General features: G+C 67.3%; 15 protein-coding genes. 13 read left to right on the top strand and 2 right to left on the bottom strand.

Features of this window, described 5'->3' with window-relative positions; genetic code table 11:
* Positions 1 to 11 precede the first annotated feature (11 nt).
* The 4 genes from ABIC78_RS08790 (at position 12) to ABIC78_RS08775 (ending at position 7,505) form a co-directional block, all read left to right on the top strand.
* Positions 12 to 1,310, top strand: a complete 1,299-nt coding sequence (locus ABIC78_RS08790; protein WP_171793373.1) for an MFS transporter — start codon at positions 12 to 14, stop codon at positions 1,308 to 1,310.
* Positions 1,307 to 2,905 carry a family 43 glycosylhydrolase gene (locus ABIC78_RS08785; protein WP_354489039.1) on the top strand — a complete coding sequence of 533 codons (1,599 nt, stop codon included), beginning with the start codon at positions 1,307 to 1,309 and terminating at the stop codon, positions 2,903 to 2,905. The genes ABIC78_RS08790 and ABIC78_RS08785 overlap by 4 nt, the downstream gene beginning before the upstream one ends.
* Before the next feature lie 89 nt (positions 2,906 to 2,994).
* Entirely contained in the window at positions 2,995 to 6,825 is a 3,831-nt protein-coding gene (locus tag ABIC78_RS08780) for a LamG-like jellyroll fold domain-containing protein (protein ID WP_354489037.1), read from the top strand.
* Positions 6,822 to 7,505 (top strand): LamG domain-containing protein, encoded by a 684-nt coding sequence (locus ABIC78_RS08775; RefSeq protein ID WP_354489036.1) that lies wholly within the window; start codon positions 6,822 to 6,824, stop codon positions 7,503 to 7,505. Before ABIC78_RS08780 ends, ABIC78_RS08775 begins: the two co-directional genes overlap by 4 nt.
* 156 nt (positions 7,506 to 7,661) lie before the next feature.
* Here the strand turns inward: ABIC78_RS08775 and ABIC78_RS08770 are convergent, their stop codons facing one another.
* Positions 7,662 to 8,210 carry a DUF3237 domain-containing protein gene (locus ABIC78_RS08770; RefSeq protein WP_354489034.1) on the bottom strand — a complete coding sequence of 183 codons (549 nt, stop codon included), beginning with the start codon at positions 8,208 to 8,210 and terminating at the stop codon, positions 7,662 to 7,664.
* A gap of 34 nt (positions 8,211 to 8,244) precedes the next feature.
* Positions 8,245 to 8,763, bottom strand: a complete 519-nt coding sequence (locus ABIC78_RS08765) for a hypothetical protein (protein WP_354489033.1) — start codon at positions 8,761 to 8,763, stop codon at positions 8,245 to 8,247.
* A 94-nt stretch (positions 8,764 to 8,857) separates the two neighbouring features.
* On the opposite strand from ABIC78_RS08765, the gene ABIC78_RS08760 reads away from it, so the two are divergent.
* The 9 genes from ABIC78_RS08760 (at position 8,858) to ABIC78_RS08720 (ending at position 19,956) form a co-directional block, all read left to right on the top strand.
* Positions 8,858 to 10,153, top strand: a complete 1,296-nt coding sequence (locus ABIC78_RS08760; RefSeq protein ID WP_354489031.1) for a glycerate kinase type-2 family protein — start codon at positions 8,858 to 8,860, stop codon at positions 10,151 to 10,153.
* A 142-nt stretch (positions 10,154 to 10,295) separates the two neighbouring features.
* On the top strand, positions 10,296 to 11,225 hold the full coding sequence (locus ABIC78_RS08755) for a helix-turn-helix domain-containing protein (RefSeq protein WP_354489029.1): 930 nt from the start codon (positions 10,296 to 10,298) through the stop codon (positions 11,223 to 11,225).
* Between the two features lie 134 nt (positions 11,226 to 11,359).
* On the top strand, positions 11,360 to 13,972 hold the full coding sequence (locus tag ABIC78_RS08750; RefSeq protein ID WP_354489027.1) for a TonB-dependent receptor: 2,613 nt from the start codon (positions 11,360 to 11,362) through the stop codon (positions 13,970 to 13,972).
* 105 nt (positions 13,973 to 14,077) lie between these two features.
* Positions 14,078 to 15,187: an NAD(P)-dependent alcohol dehydrogenase gene (locus ABIC78_RS08745; RefSeq protein WP_022675175.1), complete on the top strand. Its 1,110-nt coding sequence runs from the start codon at positions 14,078 to 14,080 to the stop codon at positions 15,185 to 15,187.
* Positions 15,188 to 15,228: 41 nt separating this feature from the next.
* Complete coding sequence (locus ABIC78_RS08740) at positions 15,229 to 16,644, top strand: aldehyde dehydrogenase family protein (protein WP_354489025.1); 1,416 nt, start codon at positions 15,229 to 15,231, stop codon at positions 16,642 to 16,644.
* 313 nt (positions 16,645 to 16,957) lie between these two features.
* A complete protein-coding gene (locus ABIC78_RS08735; protein WP_171793367.1) occupies positions 16,958 to 18,283 on the top strand; it encodes an arylsulfotransferase family protein in 1,326 nt (441 codons plus the stop codon).
* The gene (locus tag ABIC78_RS08730) at positions 18,280 to 18,525 is read left to right on the top strand and encodes a hypothetical protein (protein WP_062784016.1); all 246 of its coding nucleotides are present in this window, start codon (positions 18,280 to 18,282) and stop codon (positions 18,523 to 18,525) included. The genes ABIC78_RS08735 and ABIC78_RS08730 overlap by 4 nt, the downstream gene beginning before the upstream one ends.
* Complete coding sequence (locus tag ABIC78_RS08725) at positions 18,522 to 18,932, top strand: hypothetical protein (RefSeq protein ID WP_062784014.1); 411 nt, start codon at positions 18,522 to 18,524, stop codon at positions 18,930 to 18,932. The genes ABIC78_RS08730 and ABIC78_RS08725 overlap by 4 nt, the downstream gene beginning before the upstream one ends.
* Positions 18,865 to 19,956: a sulfotransferase gene (locus ABIC78_RS08720; RefSeq protein WP_354489022.1), complete on the top strand. Its 1,092-nt coding sequence runs from the start codon at positions 18,865 to 18,867 to the stop codon at positions 19,954 to 19,956. The genes ABIC78_RS08725 and ABIC78_RS08720 overlap by 68 nt, the downstream gene beginning before the upstream one ends.
* The last annotated feature ends 77 nt before the right edge of the window (positions 19,957 to 20,033 follow it).

Genomic DNA, 20,033 nt, shown 5'->3' with positions numbered 1-20,033 from the left:
GAGTTGAAGCAATGGAAGCGCAGACTGGGCCACACCAGGCCGGGCATATCCAGGTCGGGGCCAAGGTGGGCCGCGTTCGCTGGGTGGTGGTGGCACTGCTGTTCGCCGCCACGGCGATCAACTATATCGACCGGCAGATGATCGGCGTGCTCAAGCCCACGCTGGCCGCCAATTTCCATTGGTCGGAAACCGATTTTGCCGCGATCGTGTTCTGGTTCCAGGTTGCCTATGCGATCGGCTATCTCTCGTTCGGCAAGGTGGTCGATGCGCTGGGCGCGCGGCTGGGCTATACCATCGCCATCATTATCTGGACGGTCAGCCACATGGCCCATGGCTTTGCCACGGGGCTGGTGTCGTTCGCGCTGGCCCGGTTCGGCCTGGGCATTGGCGAATCCGGCAATTTCCCCGCTGGCATCCGCGCCGTCACCGATTGGTTTCCCCAGCGCGAGCGCGCCTTTGCCATCGGCGTGTTCAATGCCGGCGCCAATGTCGGCGCGATCATCACGCCGCTGCTGGTGCCCTTGCTGGTGCTGTGGTTCGATTGGCGCATGGCGTTTTTCGTCACCGGCCTGTTCGGCATCGCCTGGATGGTGGCGTGGTGGCTGCTCTATCGCCACCCGGAACAGCACAGCCGGCTCAGCGCCGCTGAACTCGCCTGGATTCGCCAGGATCCGGCCGATCCGGTGCAGCCGATCGGCTGGGCGCGCCTGCTCACCGTGCGGGAAACCTGGGCCTATGCCCTGGGCAAGTTCCTGATCGACCCGATCTGGTGGTTCTTCCTGTTCTGGCTGCCGGGCTATCTGTTCACGCGCTACAACCTTGATCTCAAAAGCTTTGGCCTGCCACTTGCGGCGATCTACCTGATTTCCGATCTGGGCAGCATCGCCGGCGGCTGGCTGTCTTCGCGCCTGATCAAGGCCGGGCGCACGCCCAATGTGGCGCGCAAGCTGACCATGCTGATCTGCGCGGTCTGCGTCCTGCCGATCTGGTTCGTGCAAGGGGTGGACAGCATGTGGTGGGCGGTCTTGATCATCGGCCTGGCCACGGCCGCGCACCAGGCCTTTTCCGCCAATCTCTACACCCTGCCGTCAGACGTGTTTCCGCGCGGCGCCGTGGGGTCTGTCGTGGGTATCGGTGGCACGGTGGGTGCGTTTGGCGGCATGGGCATGGCGCTGTTCGCCGGCTATATCCTCGATGCCACGCACAGCTATGAAGTGCTGTTCGCGATCTGCGCCAGCGCCTATCTGGTGGCGCTGGCCGTGGTCCACGCGCTCAGCCCGCGCCTGGCGCCGGTGCGGATCGAAGCATGAGCGGCGGCGTCGATCGACGCGGCGCGCTGGTGGGTGCGGCGGGGCTCGCCGGTCTTGCCAGCCTTCCCGCCACGGCCGCGCCCGCCGCGCGCCCGCGTGGGTTCGATGGCCAGCGCGTGGCCGACCAGGGCAATGGTACCTATCGCAATCCGATCATGGCCGGCGATCACCCCGATCCTTCGATCCTGAAGGATGGCGATGATTACTACATGACCTTTTCCACCTTTGATTCCTATCCGGGCCTGGTCATCTGGCATTCGCGCGACCTGCTCAACTGGCAACCGGTTACCGCCGCGCTGACGCAGAATGTTGGCGCGGTCTGGGCGCCGGATCTGTGCCGCCACGCCGGGCGCTATTTCATCTATTTTGCCGCCAAGGCGCGGCCCAACGCGACCTATGTGATCTGGGCCGACCAGATCGCCGGGCCATGGAGTGCGCCGATCAACCTGGGCCTGCCCGACCATATCGACCCCGGCCATGCCGTGGGCGAAGACGGCTCGCGCTGGCTGTTCCTGTCGGGCGGAGACCGCGTGGCGCTGGCCTCCGATGGCCTGTCGACAGTCGGCGCGGTGCAGCATGTCTATGATCCCTGGCGCTATTCCGATGCCTCGGCAGAGCGCTGGCCGGTCGAAGGCTTTTCGCCCGAGGGGCCCAAGATCGTTTCCCATGGCGGCTGGTTCTACCTGATCACGGCGGTGGGCGGCACGGCCGGCCCGCCGACCGGGCACATGGTCATCGCCGCGCGCTCCCGCTCCATCCACGGGCCTTGGGAAAACTGCCCGCACAACCCGATCGTGCGCACGCGCAGCCGGGAAGAGGCGTGGTGGTCACGCGGCCATGCCACGCTGTTTTCGGGGCCGGGTGGCGATTGGTGGTCGGTCTATCACGGGTTTGAACGCGATTACTGGACGCTGGGCCGCCAGACCCTGCTCGATCCGGTGGAATGGACCGCCGATGGCTGGTTCCGCATGAAGGGTGGTGATCTCTCCATGCCCTTGCCCAGCCCGCGCGGCGGGCGCCCGGCGGGCCCGCACGGGCTGCCGCTGTCAGACGATTTCGCCACGCTGGCTCTGGGCAAGCGGTGGAACTTCTTCAAACCCGCGCCGGATGAAGCGGGCCGGGTGCGCGTCGCTGATCATTGCCTGCACCTCGCCGCGCGGGGCACGGCGCCGGCGGATTCCTCGCCGCTGCTGCTCATCGCCGGTGACCAGGCCTATGAATTTGCCTGCACGATCGAGATCGATCCCGAAACCACCGCCGGCCTGCTGCTGTTTTATGATCAGGCGCTCTATTGCGGGCTGGGTTTTGACGCCAAGGCGTTCGTCACTCACCAATATGGCATGGAGCGCGGCCGCCCCGCCAATCCGCATGGTCGCCGCCTGCGCATGCGCTTGCGCAACGATCGGCATATCGTCTCGCTGCACACCAGCGGCGATGATGGCCAGACCTGGCAGCGCTTTGACCGGGGGATGGAGGTTTCGGGCTATCACCACAACGTGCGTGGCGGCTTCCTGATGCTGCGCCCCGGCCTCTATGCAGCCGGCAAGGGCGAGGCGCGCTTTCGCGATTTCCGGTTTCGTGTGCTGGAATCATGAACAAAGTTAGTAACCCGTCACCTTCGTCACCCCGGATCAAGTCCGGGGTGACGTAACAAGATAATGTTGAAATTATCGGGAGAATTGCCGTGTCCCATCCGCTCTTGCGTGGTGCCTCGTTGCTGGCCTTGGCTTGCCTGGCGAACACCACTGCCGCGCGTGCGGCACCGGCCGATGGCCTGCTGTTCCACGCCCCGCTCGATCGCGATTTCACCGCTGCCCAGGCTGGCGGCGATGCCGTGCCCAATTTCCAGAGCGACGTGGCGATCGTGCCCGATGGCGCGCAGGGCGGGGCGGGGCGCTGGGCCGATGGCGGCTATGTCGCGTGGAATGCGCCGGGCAATATCTATGCCCAGCGCGGCACGCTGGCGTTCTTCTGGCGTAGCCACACCCCGGTGGGCGAAGCGCCGTTCGTGATTTTCCGCGCCGGCGCTGCCGATCATTCCAGCTGGGACATGGCGTTCCTGCGCATCGATTGGAACGGCCATGGGTTCGACGCCTTTGTCACCGACGCCAATCTTTCGCGCGTGCGGATCAGCTGGACGATCCCGCAAACCCCGGCGCCCGATGCCTGGCACCACATCGCCTTTGCCTGGGACGAGGCGCGCGGCATCAAGCTGTTCTGGGACGGGCGCGAAGTGGCGGCCAAGGCGCAGGCTGCCGATCTCGACATGGGGCTCGATCAGTTCGGCCTGGCGGGCCGGGTGATCGCCCCGCACCAGGTGCAAAGCCGCTACAACTTCATGCGCGGGTCTGATCTCGACGATATCCGCGTCTATGACCACATGCTCGATGGCGCCGGCGTGGCCGCATTGGCCGCGCATGGCGATGCGCCGCCATCTGCCCCCTCTCCGGCGGCTTCCGCGCCGCGCACCGCCTGGCTGCACCGCTTCGGGTGGGACAGCCAGACCCCGCCGTTGCTGCCTGCGCCGGTCACCACCGTGCGCAAGGTGGAATTTGCCGATGCCAAGGATCTCAAGGAGTGGATGTGGAAAGGGGTGGACGGCATCGCCGAAACCACCTGGCCAGGCGTTTACAACCGGTCGCGCCTGCCCGGCCGTGATGATTATTTCGAACTGCCCGATTGGAACGTCTATGTCGAAGGGGGCAAGGCCTATAGCCTGACGGTGCCGGCCGATGCCGCCTTCAACCGCGTGGAGATTCGCGGCGCGGCCTATGGCGCGCTGGAATGGTCGGCCGATGGCCAGGGCAACTGGCAGAAACTGGCGGCCCGGCCACAGGGCGTGGTGCGCTCGCTTACCGACACGGCGCCGCGCCAGGGCGGCGTGCTGCGCTTTACCAATGTGATGCAGGAACAGCCGATCCAGGAAATCTGGGCCTATGACATCAAGCCCGGCGCGGTGCCGGATGGCACGTTCCAGCTGCGCTATACCGTGCGCAGCCAGGCCGCCACCGATCTGGGCGCGCTGGCGCCGCTCAATGCCTTCATCGCCGGGCGCTATCCATCAGCAGAGCGGGCCACGGTGGTCGCCTTGCCGAGCGAGGGCGTGCGCGCGGCGGTGGGCGCGGGCAGTGCGGCTGGAGACCCGGCGGCGCGGCGCGAGGCGGGCGCGCATCTGCCGCTGGTGCACGTGCTGATCCCATCGAACTTTGGCGATGCGCCGGCCGGGCGCCCGCTGGCACGGGCCTGGAACTATGGCTGGGAAAACAGCCACGATGGCCTGGATGGCGTGGCACTCGATCTGCCGGCGCTGCACGCCACACCCAACGCGCAGGGGCTGATCCCGCTGGATATCCGCGTCAAAGACCCGATCTGGCCCGAGCGCGACATGATCGACGTGCAGGTGTCGGTAAAGCCGGGAGAGGCGCGCACGCTGTGGCTCGATCTGCGCGATCGCATCCTCACTGGTGACAGCCTCTACCTCACCATCGCCTCTGCCGCGCCCGATTTCGGGGCGGATACGCTCGATGGCATGGGCGTGCGGCTGGTGTTCAAGGATCGCGCCACGGCGCTCAAGGAACATGTGGCCGATCGCTTCAACCAGGTGAAAGACAACTGGGCCTTCCTGGTGGAGGAGCACACCGCGTCGAAACGCGCCGCGCTCTATCGCCGGCTCTATGGCGATATCAGCGATCTGCTACGGGTCGATCCCGATAACCTGGAGGCGCGGCGCTATTGGGCCGATATCGGCTATTCTGCCAACCAGTTGCCCCCCTTCGTCCAGCCCACGCCGCCCGCCGCCATGCCGCTGTGGGCGTTCCGCCAGCTCGAAGACCTCAAGCTGGCGCGGCAGTTCGTTAATTGGTGGATCGACAATCGCCAGGTGCCCTATGGCGATTTCGGCGGTGGCATTTCCGATGATACCGACCTGACGCAGCAATGGCCGGGGCTGGCGCTGATGGGGGTCGATCCCGACAAGATCAATGCCTCGCTGCGCGCGCTGTCGGATGCGGTTTACAAGAACAGCATGATCGTCAACGGCTTGAGCTATATCACCAGCGACGAACTGCACGTCTATGAAGAAGGCATCAATTCCGATGCCGAGCGGCTCTACCTCAACTGGGGAGAGCCCAAGGCGGTCGAGCGGATGATGGCCACCGTCAAGGCGCTGGGGGGCCTGATCCGCACCAATCCGGCCGGGCACATGCACATCTCGTCAAGCTGGTATGGCGGGCGGCACATCTATCGCGACGAGCCCTGGGCCTGGCAAAAGCCCTATGGCTTTGTCATCATGCACACGCCGGTGCTGCTGGGCTTGTACAATGCCGATCCTACCGCGCGCCATCTGGTGACCGGGTTGATCGATGGCCTGCTCGCCCATGGCAAGCAGGGCGCTGATGGGCTGTGGCGCTTTCCCAACGATATCAGCTGGAACAGCGATGCGGAGCGGGCCGGCGATGGCGGCGGCGCCAGCCTGCCGATGCAATCGGCCTGGGCGGCCTGGCGCTTTACCGGCGATGACAAATACCTGCGCCCGGTGCTGGGCCGGCTGGCGCCCGGCAATTTCTCGGCGTTGGGAGAACTCAATGAAAACGCGCTGACCGTGCTGGGCAAGCGCCGCGAATGGCAGGAGGCGACGCTGAAAGCCGCGCAGGCCGGCAACGATATCGCCCGGTTCGAGGCATGGAACACCACCGGGAATCGCGCCTGGCTTGAAGCGCTCAATGCCGCCGGCATCGCCGACAAGGCGCAGCACATGTATATGTATACCCAGGGCCATTGGTGGACCGACCGGGTGGAAGCGCCCAACGAACTGCTCCAGCGTGAGCGGCTGGGCGGCATCGCGCTCAAGCGCAACCAGACCTGGCCGGGCAATGCCGTGAGCTGGCGTTTTGCCGATCCCGAGGCAGCGGTGCAGGTGGCGATCCTGGTGCGCGATGCCACGCCCGAAGGCTTTACCGTGCTGGCCCACAACACCACCGCGCGCGAACAACCGGCCGATATGGGCACCTGGAACGTGGTGGCCGGCACCTGGACCATGACGCAAGGCATCGCGGCGGGCCAGGCCGATGTGGCAAGCGGGCCGGTCACCACGCGCGAGGTGGAAATGGAACGCGGCGGTTCCATTCCGGTGCGCTTGGCACCGGGGCAGACCACGGTGATGACCTTCCGTCTGGCCCGGCGTGCTGCCATCCAGCCCGAACACCGCCCCGATCTGGGCATCGGCGCCGATGACGTGGTGCGGCAGGGCCGCAAGCTGACCGTGCGCGTGCACAGCCTGGGCAGCGTTGCCGCGCCGGCCGGGCAGGTGCGCCTGGAAACCGCCGATGGCCGCGTGCTGGCCAGCGCGCCGGTGCCGCCCCTGGCGCCGCCGGCCGATCTTGCGTCGCGCACGGCCAGCGTCACGTTGGCGATCCCGCCTGGCGCGCCAGCCACTGGCCTGCGCGTGCGCGTGGATATGGGCGCAGCCGAAGTGACCCAGCGCAACAACGTGGTCATGCTGGACGGTGGAGCGTGATCGCGCGGCGGCTCTGCACACTGGCGCTGGCCCTGCTGGCCCTGGCGCCGGGCCTGGCCATGGCGCGCCAGGTGGTGTGGCGGTTCGACAATCTGGCCCGCATCGGCCACTTGGCGCCGCAGGTGCTGGGCCATCCCCGCGTGGAGCGCAGCGCGGTGGGCAAGGCAGTGGCGTTCGACGGGCAGAACGATGCGCTGATCCTGCCGCGCCACCCGCTGGCGGGCGCGGCGCGCTTTACGGCCGAGGCGGTGTTCCGCCCCGATGGTGGCGCGTTCGAGCAGCGCTGGCTGCACCTCGCCAGCGACGATGTGCCCGGCCGTCCGCCAGGCGAAACCCGCATGCTGTTCGAAATCCGCGTGGTGGGCGCCTCGTGGTATCTCGACACCTTTGTCAAAGGCGCCGGCTATAACCAGGTCCTGGTTGATCCGGCTCGGCTGCATCCGCTGGGGCGCTGGTACCATGTTGCGCAGACCTATGACGGCACCACCTATCGCAGCTATGTCAACGGCGTGCTGGAAGGCGAGGCGCGCGTGGCCTTTGCGCCGCAGGGGCCGGGCAGCAGCAGCGTGGGCATGCGCCGCAATGGGGTGAACCACTTCCACGGCGCGATTGCCCTGGCGCGGTTCACCACTGCGGCGCTTGCTCCCAAGGCGTTTCTGCCCGCGCCATCACCGCGTTGATCGCGCGGCGCCTAGGGTGTGTGGGGATTCAGGCCAGGGTGGTGCGAGAATGGCTGATTTTCGCGACCCGGAGCGCAGCGTACTTTTGGTACGTGAGCACCGGAAGCGCGAAAAGCGGCCGTTCGCAGCCCGCCATGGGCTGAATCCCCACACACCCTAGCGCACCACGTAGAAATCGATCTCCACATGGTCGGGCTTGCGGATGCCCCGCGCGACGAACACGGCGCGGTTCATCCACGCGAACGGGCCGGCCCGGGCGGCCAGGCGGGGTGTGGTGCGGAAGTAATAGGCGTCGCTCGGCACGTCTTCGCCCCGTGCAATGCGCTCGGTCACCGCGGTGCTGGCCACGCGCACGCCGGGGTTGTTGACATCCACCACCGTGCCATCGGCCGCCTGCAGGAAATAGCGGGCGTCCACCTGGGTCAATCCATCGGGCAGGATAGTCTGCCAATCACCGCCGCCGGGCAGGACGCGGCCGTGGAACAGCGGCCCATCCACGCTGCCGCCGGTGATGGCGATGAACCGCCTGCGCCCGCCGCCAATCTCGCCCTGCTCCACCGCCGGGGCCAGCATGACCTTGGCGGTGAACGCATATTCCAGGGTGGGCGCTGGCGCTGCCGGGGCGGCCCGCGCGGCTGGCGCGACGCCTGAAATGGTGGTGGCCACTGTCATGGCCAGGGCCATCGCCCATGTCCGCCCGATCATCCTGTTGTCCTCTCCCGTTGTATGTCTGTGTTCGTCAGTGGAAGCCCAGCGCCTTGGCGCGATGATCGCGGCGGACCGCCATGGCCGCGGCCAGCCACAGCGCCGCTGCGGCGGAAAAGCCGGCAAGGCTGCCGCCCAGGGGCGCGGCCAGGGCAAATCCGGCCAGTGCTGCCACGATCAGCGCCCCGCCCAGCAGATGAAACGGGCGGAAGCGCGCAGCCTGGGCGATTGGCAGGAAATGCAGCCCCACCACCAGCGCCATCGCCGGCAGTAAGAGATCGGGACGGTGCAGGTTCATCACGATGTTGCCCGCCAGGAACAGGCCCAGGCCTTCGCCGATGCTGCTCCACATGATGGCTCTTTCCACGTGAGGGACAGGCCTGATCCCTTTGCCCGGCCGGCGGATGACCACCCATGCCGCCAGCGCAATCGCCACGAACGGCACGAAGGGCAGGGCCAGCGCCGCGCCCGTCACATGCCAGTGCCAGGCCAGCGTCAGCGCGGCAAAGACCGCGCCGAAAAAGCCCATGATCAGCGCGCCCCATGCCCCCACGCGGTGTCTCCTTCGCGATCGCTCAAGCGCATGATAGGCAGGAATATCCTGGCCGTATATGCGCCAATGCAAGGGGCCACCCGCGGGAGGGAAAATGTCAGACCGGATTGCCATCGACGATGCCGCCGCCCGCCGCCTGTTGCGCATGGTCCACGATGCCGCCATCGCCGCCAGCCAGCCGGCCGCGATCATGCACCGGCATGTGCCCCCGCCGCCCGCCGGGCGCTGCGTGGTGATCGGCGCGGGCAAGGCCGCCGCGGCCATGGCCAGCGCGCTCGATGCCGCGCTCTTGGCGCAATGGGGCGCGCGGGTGCCGGTTTCGGGCGTGGTTGCCACGCGCTACGGCCATGCCGCCGGCCTGCCTCCTCCCGCGCGCATCGCCGTGGTGGAAGCGGGGCACCCCGTGCCCGATCAATCCAGCCTGGTGGCCGCGCAGCAGATCGTGGCGGCGTTGCATGGTCTTACGCCGCAAGACCTGGTCATCGCGCTGATATCGGGCGGCGGTTCGGCCTGCATGGAATGGCCAGTCGCGGGCATGGACCTCGATGCCTTGCAGGCCTTGACCCGCGCCATGCTGGAATCGGGCGCGAGCATTGCCGAGATCAACACGGTGCGCCGCCATCTCTCGCGGGTGAAGGGCGGTCGCCTGGCCGCGCTGGCCGCGCCGGCGCCCGTGCTTACCCTGTTGATCAGCGATGTGCCGGGCGATGACCCGGCGGCGATCGCCTCGGGCCCGACGCTGGCCGATGCGACGCGGGCCGCCGATGCCCTGGCGATCATCGCGCTGCACCGCCTGCCCGTGCCCGAAGCCGCGCTGGCCGCCTTGCGCGCCGCGTCACCGCTTCCGCCCACGCAGGGCGAGCATCGCATCATCGCCTCGCCCCGCCAGGCGCTGACCGCGGCGGCCGACTGCGCGCGCCAGGCCGGGCTCACTCCGCTGATCCTGGGCGACGCGCTGGAGGGGGAGGCGCGCGAACTGGGCAGGGCGATGGCCGGCATTGCCCGCTCGGCACAGACCTGGGGCGATCCGCTGCGCGCACCGGGCGTGATCCTCTCGGGCGGGGAAACCACGGTCACGCTGGCAGGGGGTGCCTATGGCCGGGGCGGGCGCAATTGCGAATTTGCCCTGGCCTTGGCCATTGCCCTCGATGGCGCGCCGGGGATCTGGGCACTGGCGGCCGACAGCGACGGGATCGATGGCAGCGACGATGCCGCCGGCGCTTTCGTCGCGCCCGATACGCTGGCCCGTGCTGGCGCGGCCGGCGCCAGCGCGGCCCAGGCCCTGGCCGGGCATGACAGCTATAGCTTCTTTGCCGCGATCGACGATCTGCTGATCACCGGCCCCAGCCACACCAACGTCAACGATATCCGCGCAGTGCTGGTCGCCTGATACGTGGGCGATCACGCTGCCCTATCGGACGTGTCATTGCATTTGTATGTATTGCTGACTAATTCACCAGGAGAGACTTGGCGCCAGACCGAGTCCGCACGCGCCATGTGACATGGCGGCAGAGGGTGGTGGATCGAGGCAGATGATCGAGCATTTTTCGACGCGCAGCCTGACCGGGACAGACAAGCTGAGCTATTGGCGCAGCCTGATGGCGCGCACCTATTCCGGCCTGTCCACCCAGCCGCTCAGCCCGCATTTCGAAGCGACCGTATCGCGCTGGCAGATGGGCGGGATTACCATGACGCGCCCGCGCGCCACGCCGGTTTCGGTGGAACGGCGCCTGATGGAATCCGGGCATGCCGGCGGCCCGCGGCTCAAGCTGCACGTGTTCCGTTCGGGGCAGGGGCGCGTGGTGCATCGCCGCCGCGAGATGGACGTGCGCGCCGGCGACATGGTGCTGTGCGCCAGCGAAGAGGTCTATCGCTTTGATCTGCGCAACGATCACGAACTGATCGTGGCCGAATTCGACCGCGCGGTGCTGGCCGATATGCCGGGCTGGGTGGACGATGCCGTGGCAACCTGCATCCCGCGCGAGGCGCCGTCGACCCGTCTGCTCCACGATTTCCTGCTGTCGCTGTGGCGTGAGTGCGAGGCCAGCCCGCAGGGCCTGCCCGATGACGGCTATGACGGCGTGTTCTGCTCGCTGCTGCTCGCCAGCCTGCGTCCGGGCGGGGCGAGGGTGCAGCCCAGCCGCCACGGCCTGCTGGAACGCGCGCGGGCGATCGTGGCGGCGCGACTGGCCGATCACACCCTGTCCCCGGCCACGATCGCTGCAGAAATGGGCGTGTCGCTGCGCCGCCTGCAGGCCGCTGCCGCTGGCCAGGGCGTGACGCTGGGTGGCTATATCAATGAACGCCGCCTGGCATTGGCCGCGCAGAAGCTGACGCTGGAACCCCAGCGCAGCATTACCCAGATCGCGTTCGACTGCGGCTTTTCCGATAGTTCCTATTTCAGCCGGCGGTTCCAGGAACGCTTTGGCGAAACCCCGCGCCGCTATCGCGCCATGCATTGATCCGGCCTGCCGCCGTACAAAACAGCGGTCGTTGCCTCGTCGTTTTTGTCCATGCTTTTCGCGCGATCGTCCAAGATGGCGGCGGGACAGGGCGGTAGCTCCCATGGCGATAACACATCGCAAGGGAGTGCAGGATGCCGCAGGTTTTCACTCGATCGAGCCTGGTGGCCCTGGCCGTGGCCACCACCGTGCCCGGCCTGGCCCATGCCCAGGATGCCGCGTCGCCGGCTGATACTGCGGCCGCCGCGCCGCAGGGGGGCATTCAGGAAATCGTCGTCACCGCGCAAAAGCGCGCGCAGAACGTCCAGAACGTGCCGATCGCGATTTCCGCGTTCACCGCCTCTTCGCTCAAGGAGCGCGCGGTGACCAGCGTGGCGTCGCTCTCGGCCCTGGCGCCCAACGTCAACCTCGATGGCGGCACGCCGTTTTCGGGTTCTTCGGCCGTACTGTCGGCCACGATCCGCGGCATCGGTTCGGATGACTTTGCGTTCAACATCGATCCGGGCGTGGGCATCTACCTCGACGGCGTCTATCTGGCGCGCACCGTGGGCGCCAACCAGGACCTGCCCGACGTGGAACGCGTGGAAGTGCTCAAGGGCCCACAGGGCACGCTGTTCGGGCGCAATACCATCGGCGGCGCGATCTCGATCGTCACGCACGAGCCGGGCAAGGAATTCAAGGGCTCGATCGACGCCACCACCGGCAGCTACAACCTCGTCAAGGTGCGCGGCACGGTGGACGTGCCGCTGGCGCCTTCGCTGTTTTCGTCGGTGACCTTTGCCGTCACCAACCGCGAGGGGTTCCTGAAGCGCATTCCCTATCCCGATCAGCGCGCCAGCAATTCCGACACGTTCCTGAACTTCAACCACGCCGACTATGCCAGCTCCAGCCGCGAAGGCGGCGACAATACCGCCTCGCTGCGCGGCAAGCTCAAGTGGGACAATGGCGGCGCGATCACGGCCACGCTCACCGGCGACTGGACGCGGCAGGACAGTTCCTCGCAGGCGAGCAAGCTTCTGGCCGCGCTCAACCTGCCTGGGCCATTTGCCGGCACCGACAACTTGCCCGGCACGGCGCTCTCGGCCTCGGGCAACACCGGCTTCCTGTTTTCCGGCCTCTACAACTTCTGCATCGGCTCAACCGCGCAGCAGATCGCCGCGCGCAATGCCCAGGCGCTGTGCGGCGCGCGCGGCACCCAGTTCGGCCGCCGGCTTTCCCCGCTGGCCAGCGTGAACGTGGATGGCGATCCCACCAACGATCGCCTGCCATGGGATTCCCGCTTCGTCACCGCAGACCCCGACACCAGCTATGCCACCGGGCCCAGCTTCAACAAGCTGACGACCTGGGGCCTGGGCGCAACGGTGCAGGCGCAGGTGAGCGATGACCTGACGATCAAGTCCATCACCGCCTATCGCAACACGCACTGGCGCGCCGGGCTGGATGCCGATGGATCGCCGCTCTCGTTCCTCGAGCTGTCGTTCCAGCAGAACCAGTGGCAGTTCAGCCAGGAAGTGCAGATCCTGGGCAAGGCGCTCGACAAGAAGCTGAACTATGTGCTGGGCGGCTATTACTTCAAGGAAAAGGGCAGCCTGCACGATTATGTGACCTTTGACGAAGGCCTGGTGCAGGTGGATGGCCCCAACCGCTTCAACACCGAAAACTATGCGTTCTTTGGCCAGGTCGATTATCGCCCGGTAGAGATTCTGGGCATCACCGTGGGCGGCCGCTATACGCACGAAGCCAAGCAGTTCGAAGGCGGCCAGCAGGAGTTGAATGGCTTCAACTACAAGCTGTTCGGATGCAGCGATGCCAATGGCAATGTCACGCCGAACGGGCCGTTCCCGCTGGCGCCGGTCTCTTGCCAGAACGGCATCGGCTATCCCAACCCGGCCAATCCCGTGCAGGTCTATGCCCCTGGGGTAAACCGCAAGAACTTCAATAACTTCTCGCCCAAGGTCGGGGTGCAGCTCTATCCCGCCGAGCGCGTCATGGTCTATGGTTCGTGGTCCAAGGGCTACAAGACCGGCGGCTGGACCACGCGGTTGACCAACCCGCAGGGCAATGTGGCGCCCGGCTTTGGCCCGGAAAAGGCCACGACCTGGGAAGTGGGGGTGAAATCGACCCTGCTCGATCGCAAGCTGCAGCTGAACCTGGCCGCTTTCACCACCGACTATGAAGGGGTTCAGCTCAATATCCAGATCGGCACCTCGCCCACGATCGCCAACGCCGGGCGCGCGCGGATCAAGGGGGTCGAGGCCGAAATGGTGCTGGCGCCGGTTACCGGCCTGACCATCAATGGCTCTGTCGGCTATATCGATGCGCACTATACCCAGATCGATCCCGCCGCGCTGGTCAATGCCGGCACGATCCCGGGCATCCAGGCGGGCATCTATCTGGGCGCGCCGCTGCCCAAGACGGCCAACTGGAAGATCAACCTGTCGCCGCGCTATCAATTCAACCTGGCGAACGGGGGCAACGTGGTGGCGCTGGCCGACTGGACGCACACCACGCCGGTGTGGAATGACATTGCCCGCACCCTGCTGCTGCGCCGGCCCACGAACGACATGATCAACGCCAGCCTCACCTACAACACGCCCGGCGATCGCTGGTCGCTGACCGTGGGTGGCACCAACCTGACCGACACCCGCTATCTCGTCAGCGGCAATACCAACCTTTCGGCCGGCGCGATCTTTGGCAGCTATAACCGTCCGCGCGAATGGTATCTGCGCGCCGGCTTCAAGTTCTGATCGATCCACCCACTGGCGCCGGGCCGCTTCCTCCACGAAAATCCCCCGGTCCGGCGCTTCTTTTTGTACCCCGTGATTGCCGTTTCACTGCAAGGATACGCCCCCATGCCCACTGCTGCCCATGCCGCTGTTTTCCGCCAGCCCGGCGCGCCGCCTGTGATCGAGCCGGTCGTGCTCGATGATCCGCGCGAAGACGAGGTGGTGGTGCGCCTGGTGGGCGTGGGGGTGTGCCACACCGACATGGTGCTGCGCGATGGGCACCTGCCGCTGCCGTTTCCGGTGGTGCTGGGGCACGAAGGGTCTGGCGTGGTCGAGCAGGTCGGTACGGCGGTGACCGGGTTGGCACCGGGCGATCATGTCGTGCTCAGCTTTGATTCGTGTGGCCACTGCCCCTCGTGCGATGATCATGCCCCGGCCTATTGCCATGACTGGTTTGCCTATAACTTTGGCGGCAGCCGCAGCGATGGCACCACGGCGCTGGCAACGCCCGAAGGCGCGGTGATCCACAGCCACGTGTTCGGGCAATCGTCGTTTGCCACCCATGCCATCGTGCATGCGCGCAATGCGGTAAAGGTCGATGCAGATCTGCCGCTCGATCTGCTTGGCCCGCTGGGCTGCGGCATCCAGACCGGGGCTGGCGCCGTGCTCAATGAATTGCGCCCGCGCCCCGGCGCCAGCGTAGCGGTGATCGGCACCGGCGCGGTCGGGCTTTCCGCGATCATGGCCTGCGGCATTGCCGGGGCGGGCGTGGTCGCGGCGGTGGATATCAACCCCGCGCGCATTGCCCTGGCGCAGGAACTGGGCGCCACCCATGGCTTTGACGCGCGCGCCGGCAGCCTGGCCGATCATGCCCGCAGCGCTGGCCTGGCGCAGGGGTTTGACTGCGTGATCGACACCACCGGCCGGCCCGACGTGGTCAACGCCGCGATGGCAGCGCTGGCCCCGCGCGGGCAGATGGCGCTGGTGGGCGCCTATGGCCCGGGTGACATCGCCGCCGATGCGACGTTCCTGATGAGCGGCGGGCGTGTGATCCGCGGGGTGGTGGAAGGCGGCGCCGATCCGCAGACGTTCATCCCCGAACTGCTGGCCCATTATCGCGCCGGGCGCTTTCCGTTCGATCGCCTGGTGCGCTTCTTCGCGTTTGCCGACATTGCCGATGCCATCGCCCAGGGCGAGGCCGGCCATGTGGTCAAGCCCATCTTGCGCATTCCCTGAGCGCGTCCCACTATAGCCTCAACGGCAAAGGAAATCCCCCTATGGACAAGCAATTCAGCCTGTTGATCGATGGCCAGCTGGTGCCCGGCGCGGCCACGTTCGACGTAATCAACCCCGCGACGGAAACCGTGCTGACCCAGGCGCCACGGGCCGACATGGCCCAGCTCGATGCTGCGGTCGCCGCCGCCAAGCGCGCGTTTCCCGCCTGGGCGGCGCGCAGCCAGGATGATCGCGCCGCGCTGATCGACCAGCTGGCCGAGGCGGTGCACGCCCGGCAGGAGGATTTCGCGCAGCTCTTGACCGCCGAGCAGGGCAAGCCGCTGGACCAGGCACGTGGCGAGATGATGGCCACCTATTTCGTGCTCAAGGCCTTTGCCGGCATGCGCGTGACCGACAAGGTGCTGCGCGAAGAGGGCGGCAACACGGTGATCGAGCACCGCACCCCGCTGGGCGTGTGTGCCGCGATCACGCCGTGGAATTTCCCGGTGGTGCTGCTGGCCAACAAGCTGGGCCCGTGCCTGCTCACCGGCAATACCATGGTGGCCAAGCCCGCGCCCACCACGCCGCTCACCACGCTGCTGCTGGGCGAGGTGATCGCGCAGATTCTGCCGCCGGGCGTGGTCAACGTGATTGCCGATGTCAACGATCTGGGCGGCGCGCTGTCCACCCATGCCGACGTCGCCAAGGTTGCCTTCACCGGATCGACCGCCACCGGCAAGAAGGTCATGGCCTCGGCCGCGAGCGGCGTGAAGCGCGTGACGCTGGAACTGGGTGGCAACGATGCCGCGATCGTGCTGGATGACATGCCGGCCAAGCTGGCCGCCGAAAAGGTCTATCAGGGCGCCATGGTCAATGCCGGCCAGGTCTGCGTGGCGATCAAGCGCGCCTATGTGCACGAAACCGTCTATGACGAATTCCTGGAAGAGATCACCCGCCTGGCGCAGGATGCCGTGGTGGACGAAGGCACCCGCCAGGGCGTCACGATCGGCCCGGTGCAGAACAAGATGCAGTTCGACAAGGTTTCCGCCCTGCTGGCCGATGCGCGCGAACGCGGCACCGTGCTGGCCGGCGGCGCGCCGCTCGATCGGCCGGGCTACTTCATCGCGCCGACCATCGTCGCCGATCTTGATGACGATGCGCCGCTGGTGCGCGAAGAGCAGTTCGGCCCCGTGCTTCCGGTGCTCAAGTTCTCTGACGTGGACGATGTGATCGCCCGCGCCAACGACAGCGATTATGGCCTGGGCGGCACCGTCTGGGGCAAGGACGTGGCCCGCGCGATGGACGTGGCGCGGCGGATCGATACTGGCACGGTGTGGGTCAACCAGCACTTGGCGATCGACCCCGCCATCCCGTTCCGCGGTGTCAGGCAATCGGGGCTGGGCGGCGAACTGGGCGAGGCCGGCCTGCTCGAATATACCCAGGCGCACATCATCAACGCGGTCAGCCTGCCGGCCTGACGCCGGACGGCAATTTTGTAACAAGTTGTATGGCCATGCCGCAGTCCCACGGGCTGCAGCATGGCCTTTCTTCTGCGGCATCACCTTGATACAGAATACTATTTCATCCCTGTTGGATGTGCCCGTCGCTGTTGATGTTTCACTGTGTCAGTAAAGATTGCAGGCCTGTAGCCCGGCGAAATTGCGGTGATACAACTGCGCGCTAGATGCCGTGGCCATGAACCGCCCGGCGTTGCCCCAAATACCTGCACTGCCTGTTGATCCTGTTGCCCCATCACCGCGCGCCCCGGCGCCATCGCGGTGGGAGCGCCTGATGAGCCGTCCGGTGCCGTTGTGGGCATTGGGGCTGACCCTGGCGCTGGGCGCGCTGGTGCTGCTGGGCTTCGGGTTCGTGCTGCTGGCGCCGCGCCGCCATGGCGCGCTGGGCGAACTGGCGGTGCAGGTGGCCAGCATTCCCGATACCGTGGGGCGCGCCGCTGGCGCTTTGCTGCCCTATCACCCCACGATCGGCCAACCCTATGAGCCGCTGCCCGGCGGCCTGTGGCGCAGGCCCGGCTTTGTCGATCCCGGCTATATCCTGCTGACCGTGTTCGATACCGCGCGCCGGCGCTGGGTGGTGCAGCTGTTGCGGCTGCGCGATGGCCAGGTGGTGCGCACCTATGCCCCGGATATCGCCGCGATCCTGGCGCATTCCACGTTCCGTTCGGCGCTGATCGATCTGGCGCGAGACAAGACCAACCAGCGCTTCATGGCGATGCATCCGATGCTGATGCCCGATGGCGGGCTGATCGTGCACGATACCTCGCCCCTGGTACGGATCGATGCCTGCGGACGGCCGGAATGGATGATCGATGGCATTTTCCACCACTCGCTGGAACGCGCGCCCGATGGCACGCTATGGGCGTCCTACCGCCTGCCGCGCACCACGCGCCCCGGCCTTGGCCCGCAATTTGCCGACGAAGGGCTGATGCACCTGACCGCTGCGGGCAAAGTGTTGAGCCGCACTGCTGTGATCGACCTGCTCGATGCCAACAATATGGGCCAGCTCTGGCGCGGCCGTCCCTATTCGGATGATCCCATCCACCTCAACGATATTCAGCCGGTGCCGGGCGATGGCCCCTATTGGCGATCGGGCGATCTGCTGATCAGCCTGCGCAACCTGTCGCTGTTGCTGCTCTATCGCCCATCCACCGGCAAGGTGGTGTGGAGCCGCGGCCTGCCCTGGCGGTTTCAGCACGATGTCAGCGTGCTCGATGATCACCGCATCTCGGTGTTCGACAACCACTGGCGCTTTGCCTGGGACCAGCCCGAACAGGCCGAACCCGACGGCACCAACCGCATGCTGGTCTATGATTTCGCCACCGACCAGGTGAGCGAACCGCTGGCCCGCGCCTTTCGCGATTTGAACATCCACACCCGCGCGCAGGGCCGTGCCACGCCGCTGCCCGGTGGCGATACCATGGTGGAAGAGACCGAACTGGGCCGCGTCGTGCGCCTGGCCGCCGATGGCACCGTGCGCTGGAACTTCATCAGCGCCGACGCTGACCGCAACCGGTTCGAGCTGCGCTGGACCCGTTACATCGATCCCGTCGCCGACAAGATCGGCATCCAAGCTGCGGAGAATGCCCGATGCGAATGACCGTTCTGCCGATCGCCCCCGCGTCGCGCCTGCTGTTGCCGGCGATCCTGTTGCTGGCCGCCACCGCCGTTCCCGCGCAGGCCTATGTCGGCCCTGGCCTGGGCCTGGGCGCGGCCTCTACCGCGCTGGGCGTGGTCGGGGCGATCCTGCTCGGGCTGCTGGCCTTCGTGTGGTATCCGGTCAAGCGGCTGATCCGCCTGGCGCGCAAGGCCGCGCGCGGTGGTGGAGCTGGCCGGCGGTGATCGCCGCCGCGCTGGTTCTGGCCGGCGCGCTGCTGGCCACGCTGCACCTGGTGCGGCGCTGGGGCGTGCTGCGCCGCTTTGCCGCGCTGGGCCTTGCGGGCCGGCGTGCGCTGCGTGTCCTCGCGCGGCGCCGCGCTTCTGACTGCTGGAAGGAACGCGCCGCGCGGCTGCTGGCCATCCACCTGATGGGCCGTTCGCTCGTGGCCGGGGGCGCACTGGCCCTGGCCGCCCTGCCGCTGGCACTGGCGCTGAGCCTGGGGCCGCAGCTGGGCGTGCCGACCACTGCGGCCTTGCTTGATCCGCTGGTGCGCCTGGCCATTCTTGTTGCGGGGATCTGTCTTGCCTTCGTCCGATTTGCCCTTGCCCGCAGCGGCGCCGGCCGGCGCGCCCGCCTATCGCCGGCTTGACCGGCTGCTGCATCGGCTGGCCCTGGGCAGCCGCGCCGCGCTGGACCTTAGCTTTGACCTGGAACGCGCGCGGTTCGGGCGGGCGGCGGCGGCCTTGACGCTGCGCCCCCCGGTCTTCGTGGCGGGCCTCGCGCGGGCGGGCACCACCGTGCTGATGCAGCGGCTGGAGGCGGCCGATCACTTTGCCAGCCTGCGCTATGCCGACATGCCGTTTCCCCTGGCGCCCAACACCTGGGCCGGGCTGGTGGCACGCCATCGGCGCCGGCTGGCGCGCACGCCGCGCGGTCATGGCGATGGGCTGGAACACGATCTCGATACGGCAGAAGCGATGGAGGAAGTGTTCTGGCGCCTGCATTGCGGGCCCGATTACCACACCGATCGCGGGCTGTGCGCGCACCAGCCCGATGCCGCCACGCTCGCTGCATTCGGGGAGATGATGGCGCTGGTCTGCCACGCGCGCGGGCAGGGGCGTTATCTGTCCAAGAACAACGCCAATGTGCTGCGCGTGGGCGCGCTGGCCCCGCTGCCCGGCGCGGTGCTGGTCCATCCGTTTCGTGATCCGCTGCAACAGGCCGCCAGCCTGCTGGCCCAGCACCGCCGCGCCTGCGCCCTGGCGGCGGGCGACCGGTTTCGCGCCGATTACATGCGCTGGCTGGGCCATCACGAATTCGGCGTGCACCAGCGCCCGTTCTGCCTGCCTGCCGGTGCGCCGGTTGCGGGCGATCCCGATAAGCTGGCGTTCTGGCTGCGCACGTGGTGCGGGGTCTATCGCCATCTGCTGGAACAGCCGGCCACGGTGGCGGCGCGCCAGTGCTTTGTCGATTACGATCGCCTGGCGCAGGGCGACGACGCACCGCGTGCGGCCCTGGCGCGGCGGCTGGGGCTGGCGCGCGGCATCGCGGCGCAAGGCCTGCGTTTGCCGCCGCCCCATGCCCTGGCGCAGGGGCCTGTGCCCCTGGCTGATCGCAACGAGGCCGAGGCGATCCATGCCCGGCTCAAGGCGCGCGCAACCACGCGGGATTGATTGCGGGCACCAAAGCCCGGCCCGTGCGTTGCGCACCCCGATCCGCCATCGCGGCATGTCCCTTTATGGCCACCATG

The organism is Novosphingobium sp. 1529, assembly GCF_040544855.1.
Classification (GTDB): domain Bacteria; phylum Pseudomonadota; class Alphaproteobacteria; order Sphingomonadales; family Sphingomonadaceae; genus Novosphingobium; species Novosphingobium capsulatum.
This window is presented reverse-complemented; position numbering and strand designations above follow the sequence as displayed.

Coding starts and splice junctions, on each gene's coding strand:
- ABIC78_RS08790 (WP_171793373.1), top strand. CDS start 12: ATGGAAGCGCAGACTGGGCCACACCAGGCCGGGCATATCCAGGTCGGG.
- ABIC78_RS08785 (WP_354489039.1), top strand. CDS start 1,307: ATGAGCGGCGGCGTCGATCGACGCGGCGCGCTGGTGGGTGCGGCGGGG.
- ABIC78_RS08770 (WP_354489034.1), bottom strand. CDS start 8,210: ATGATCGGGCGGACATGGGCGATGGCCCTGGCCATGACAGTGGCCACC.
- ABIC78_RS08760 (WP_354489031.1), top strand. CDS start 8,858: ATGTCAGACCGGATTGCCATCGACGATGCCGCCGCCCGCCGCCTGTTG.
- ABIC78_RS08755 (WP_354489029.1), top strand. CDS start 10,296: ATGATCGAGCATTTTTCGACGCGCAGCCTGACCGGGACAGACAAGCTG.
- ABIC78_RS08750 (WP_354489027.1), top strand. CDS start 11,360: ATGCCGCAGGTTTTCACTCGATCGAGCCTGGTGGCCCTGGCCGTGGCC.
- ABIC78_RS08745 (WP_022675175.1), top strand. CDS start 14,078: ATGCCCACTGCTGCCCATGCCGCTGTTTTCCGCCAGCCCGGCGCGCCG.
- ABIC78_RS08740 (WP_354489025.1), top strand. CDS start 15,229: ATGGACAAGCAATTCAGCCTGTTGATCGATGGCCAGCTGGTGCCCGGC.
- ABIC78_RS08735 (WP_171793367.1), top strand. CDS start 16,958: ATGAGCCGTCCGGTGCCGTTGTGGGCATTGGGGCTGACCCTGGCGCTG.
- ABIC78_RS08730 (WP_062784016.1), top strand. CDS start 18,280: ATGACCGTTCTGCCGATCGCCCCCGCGTCGCGCCTGCTGTTGCCGGCG.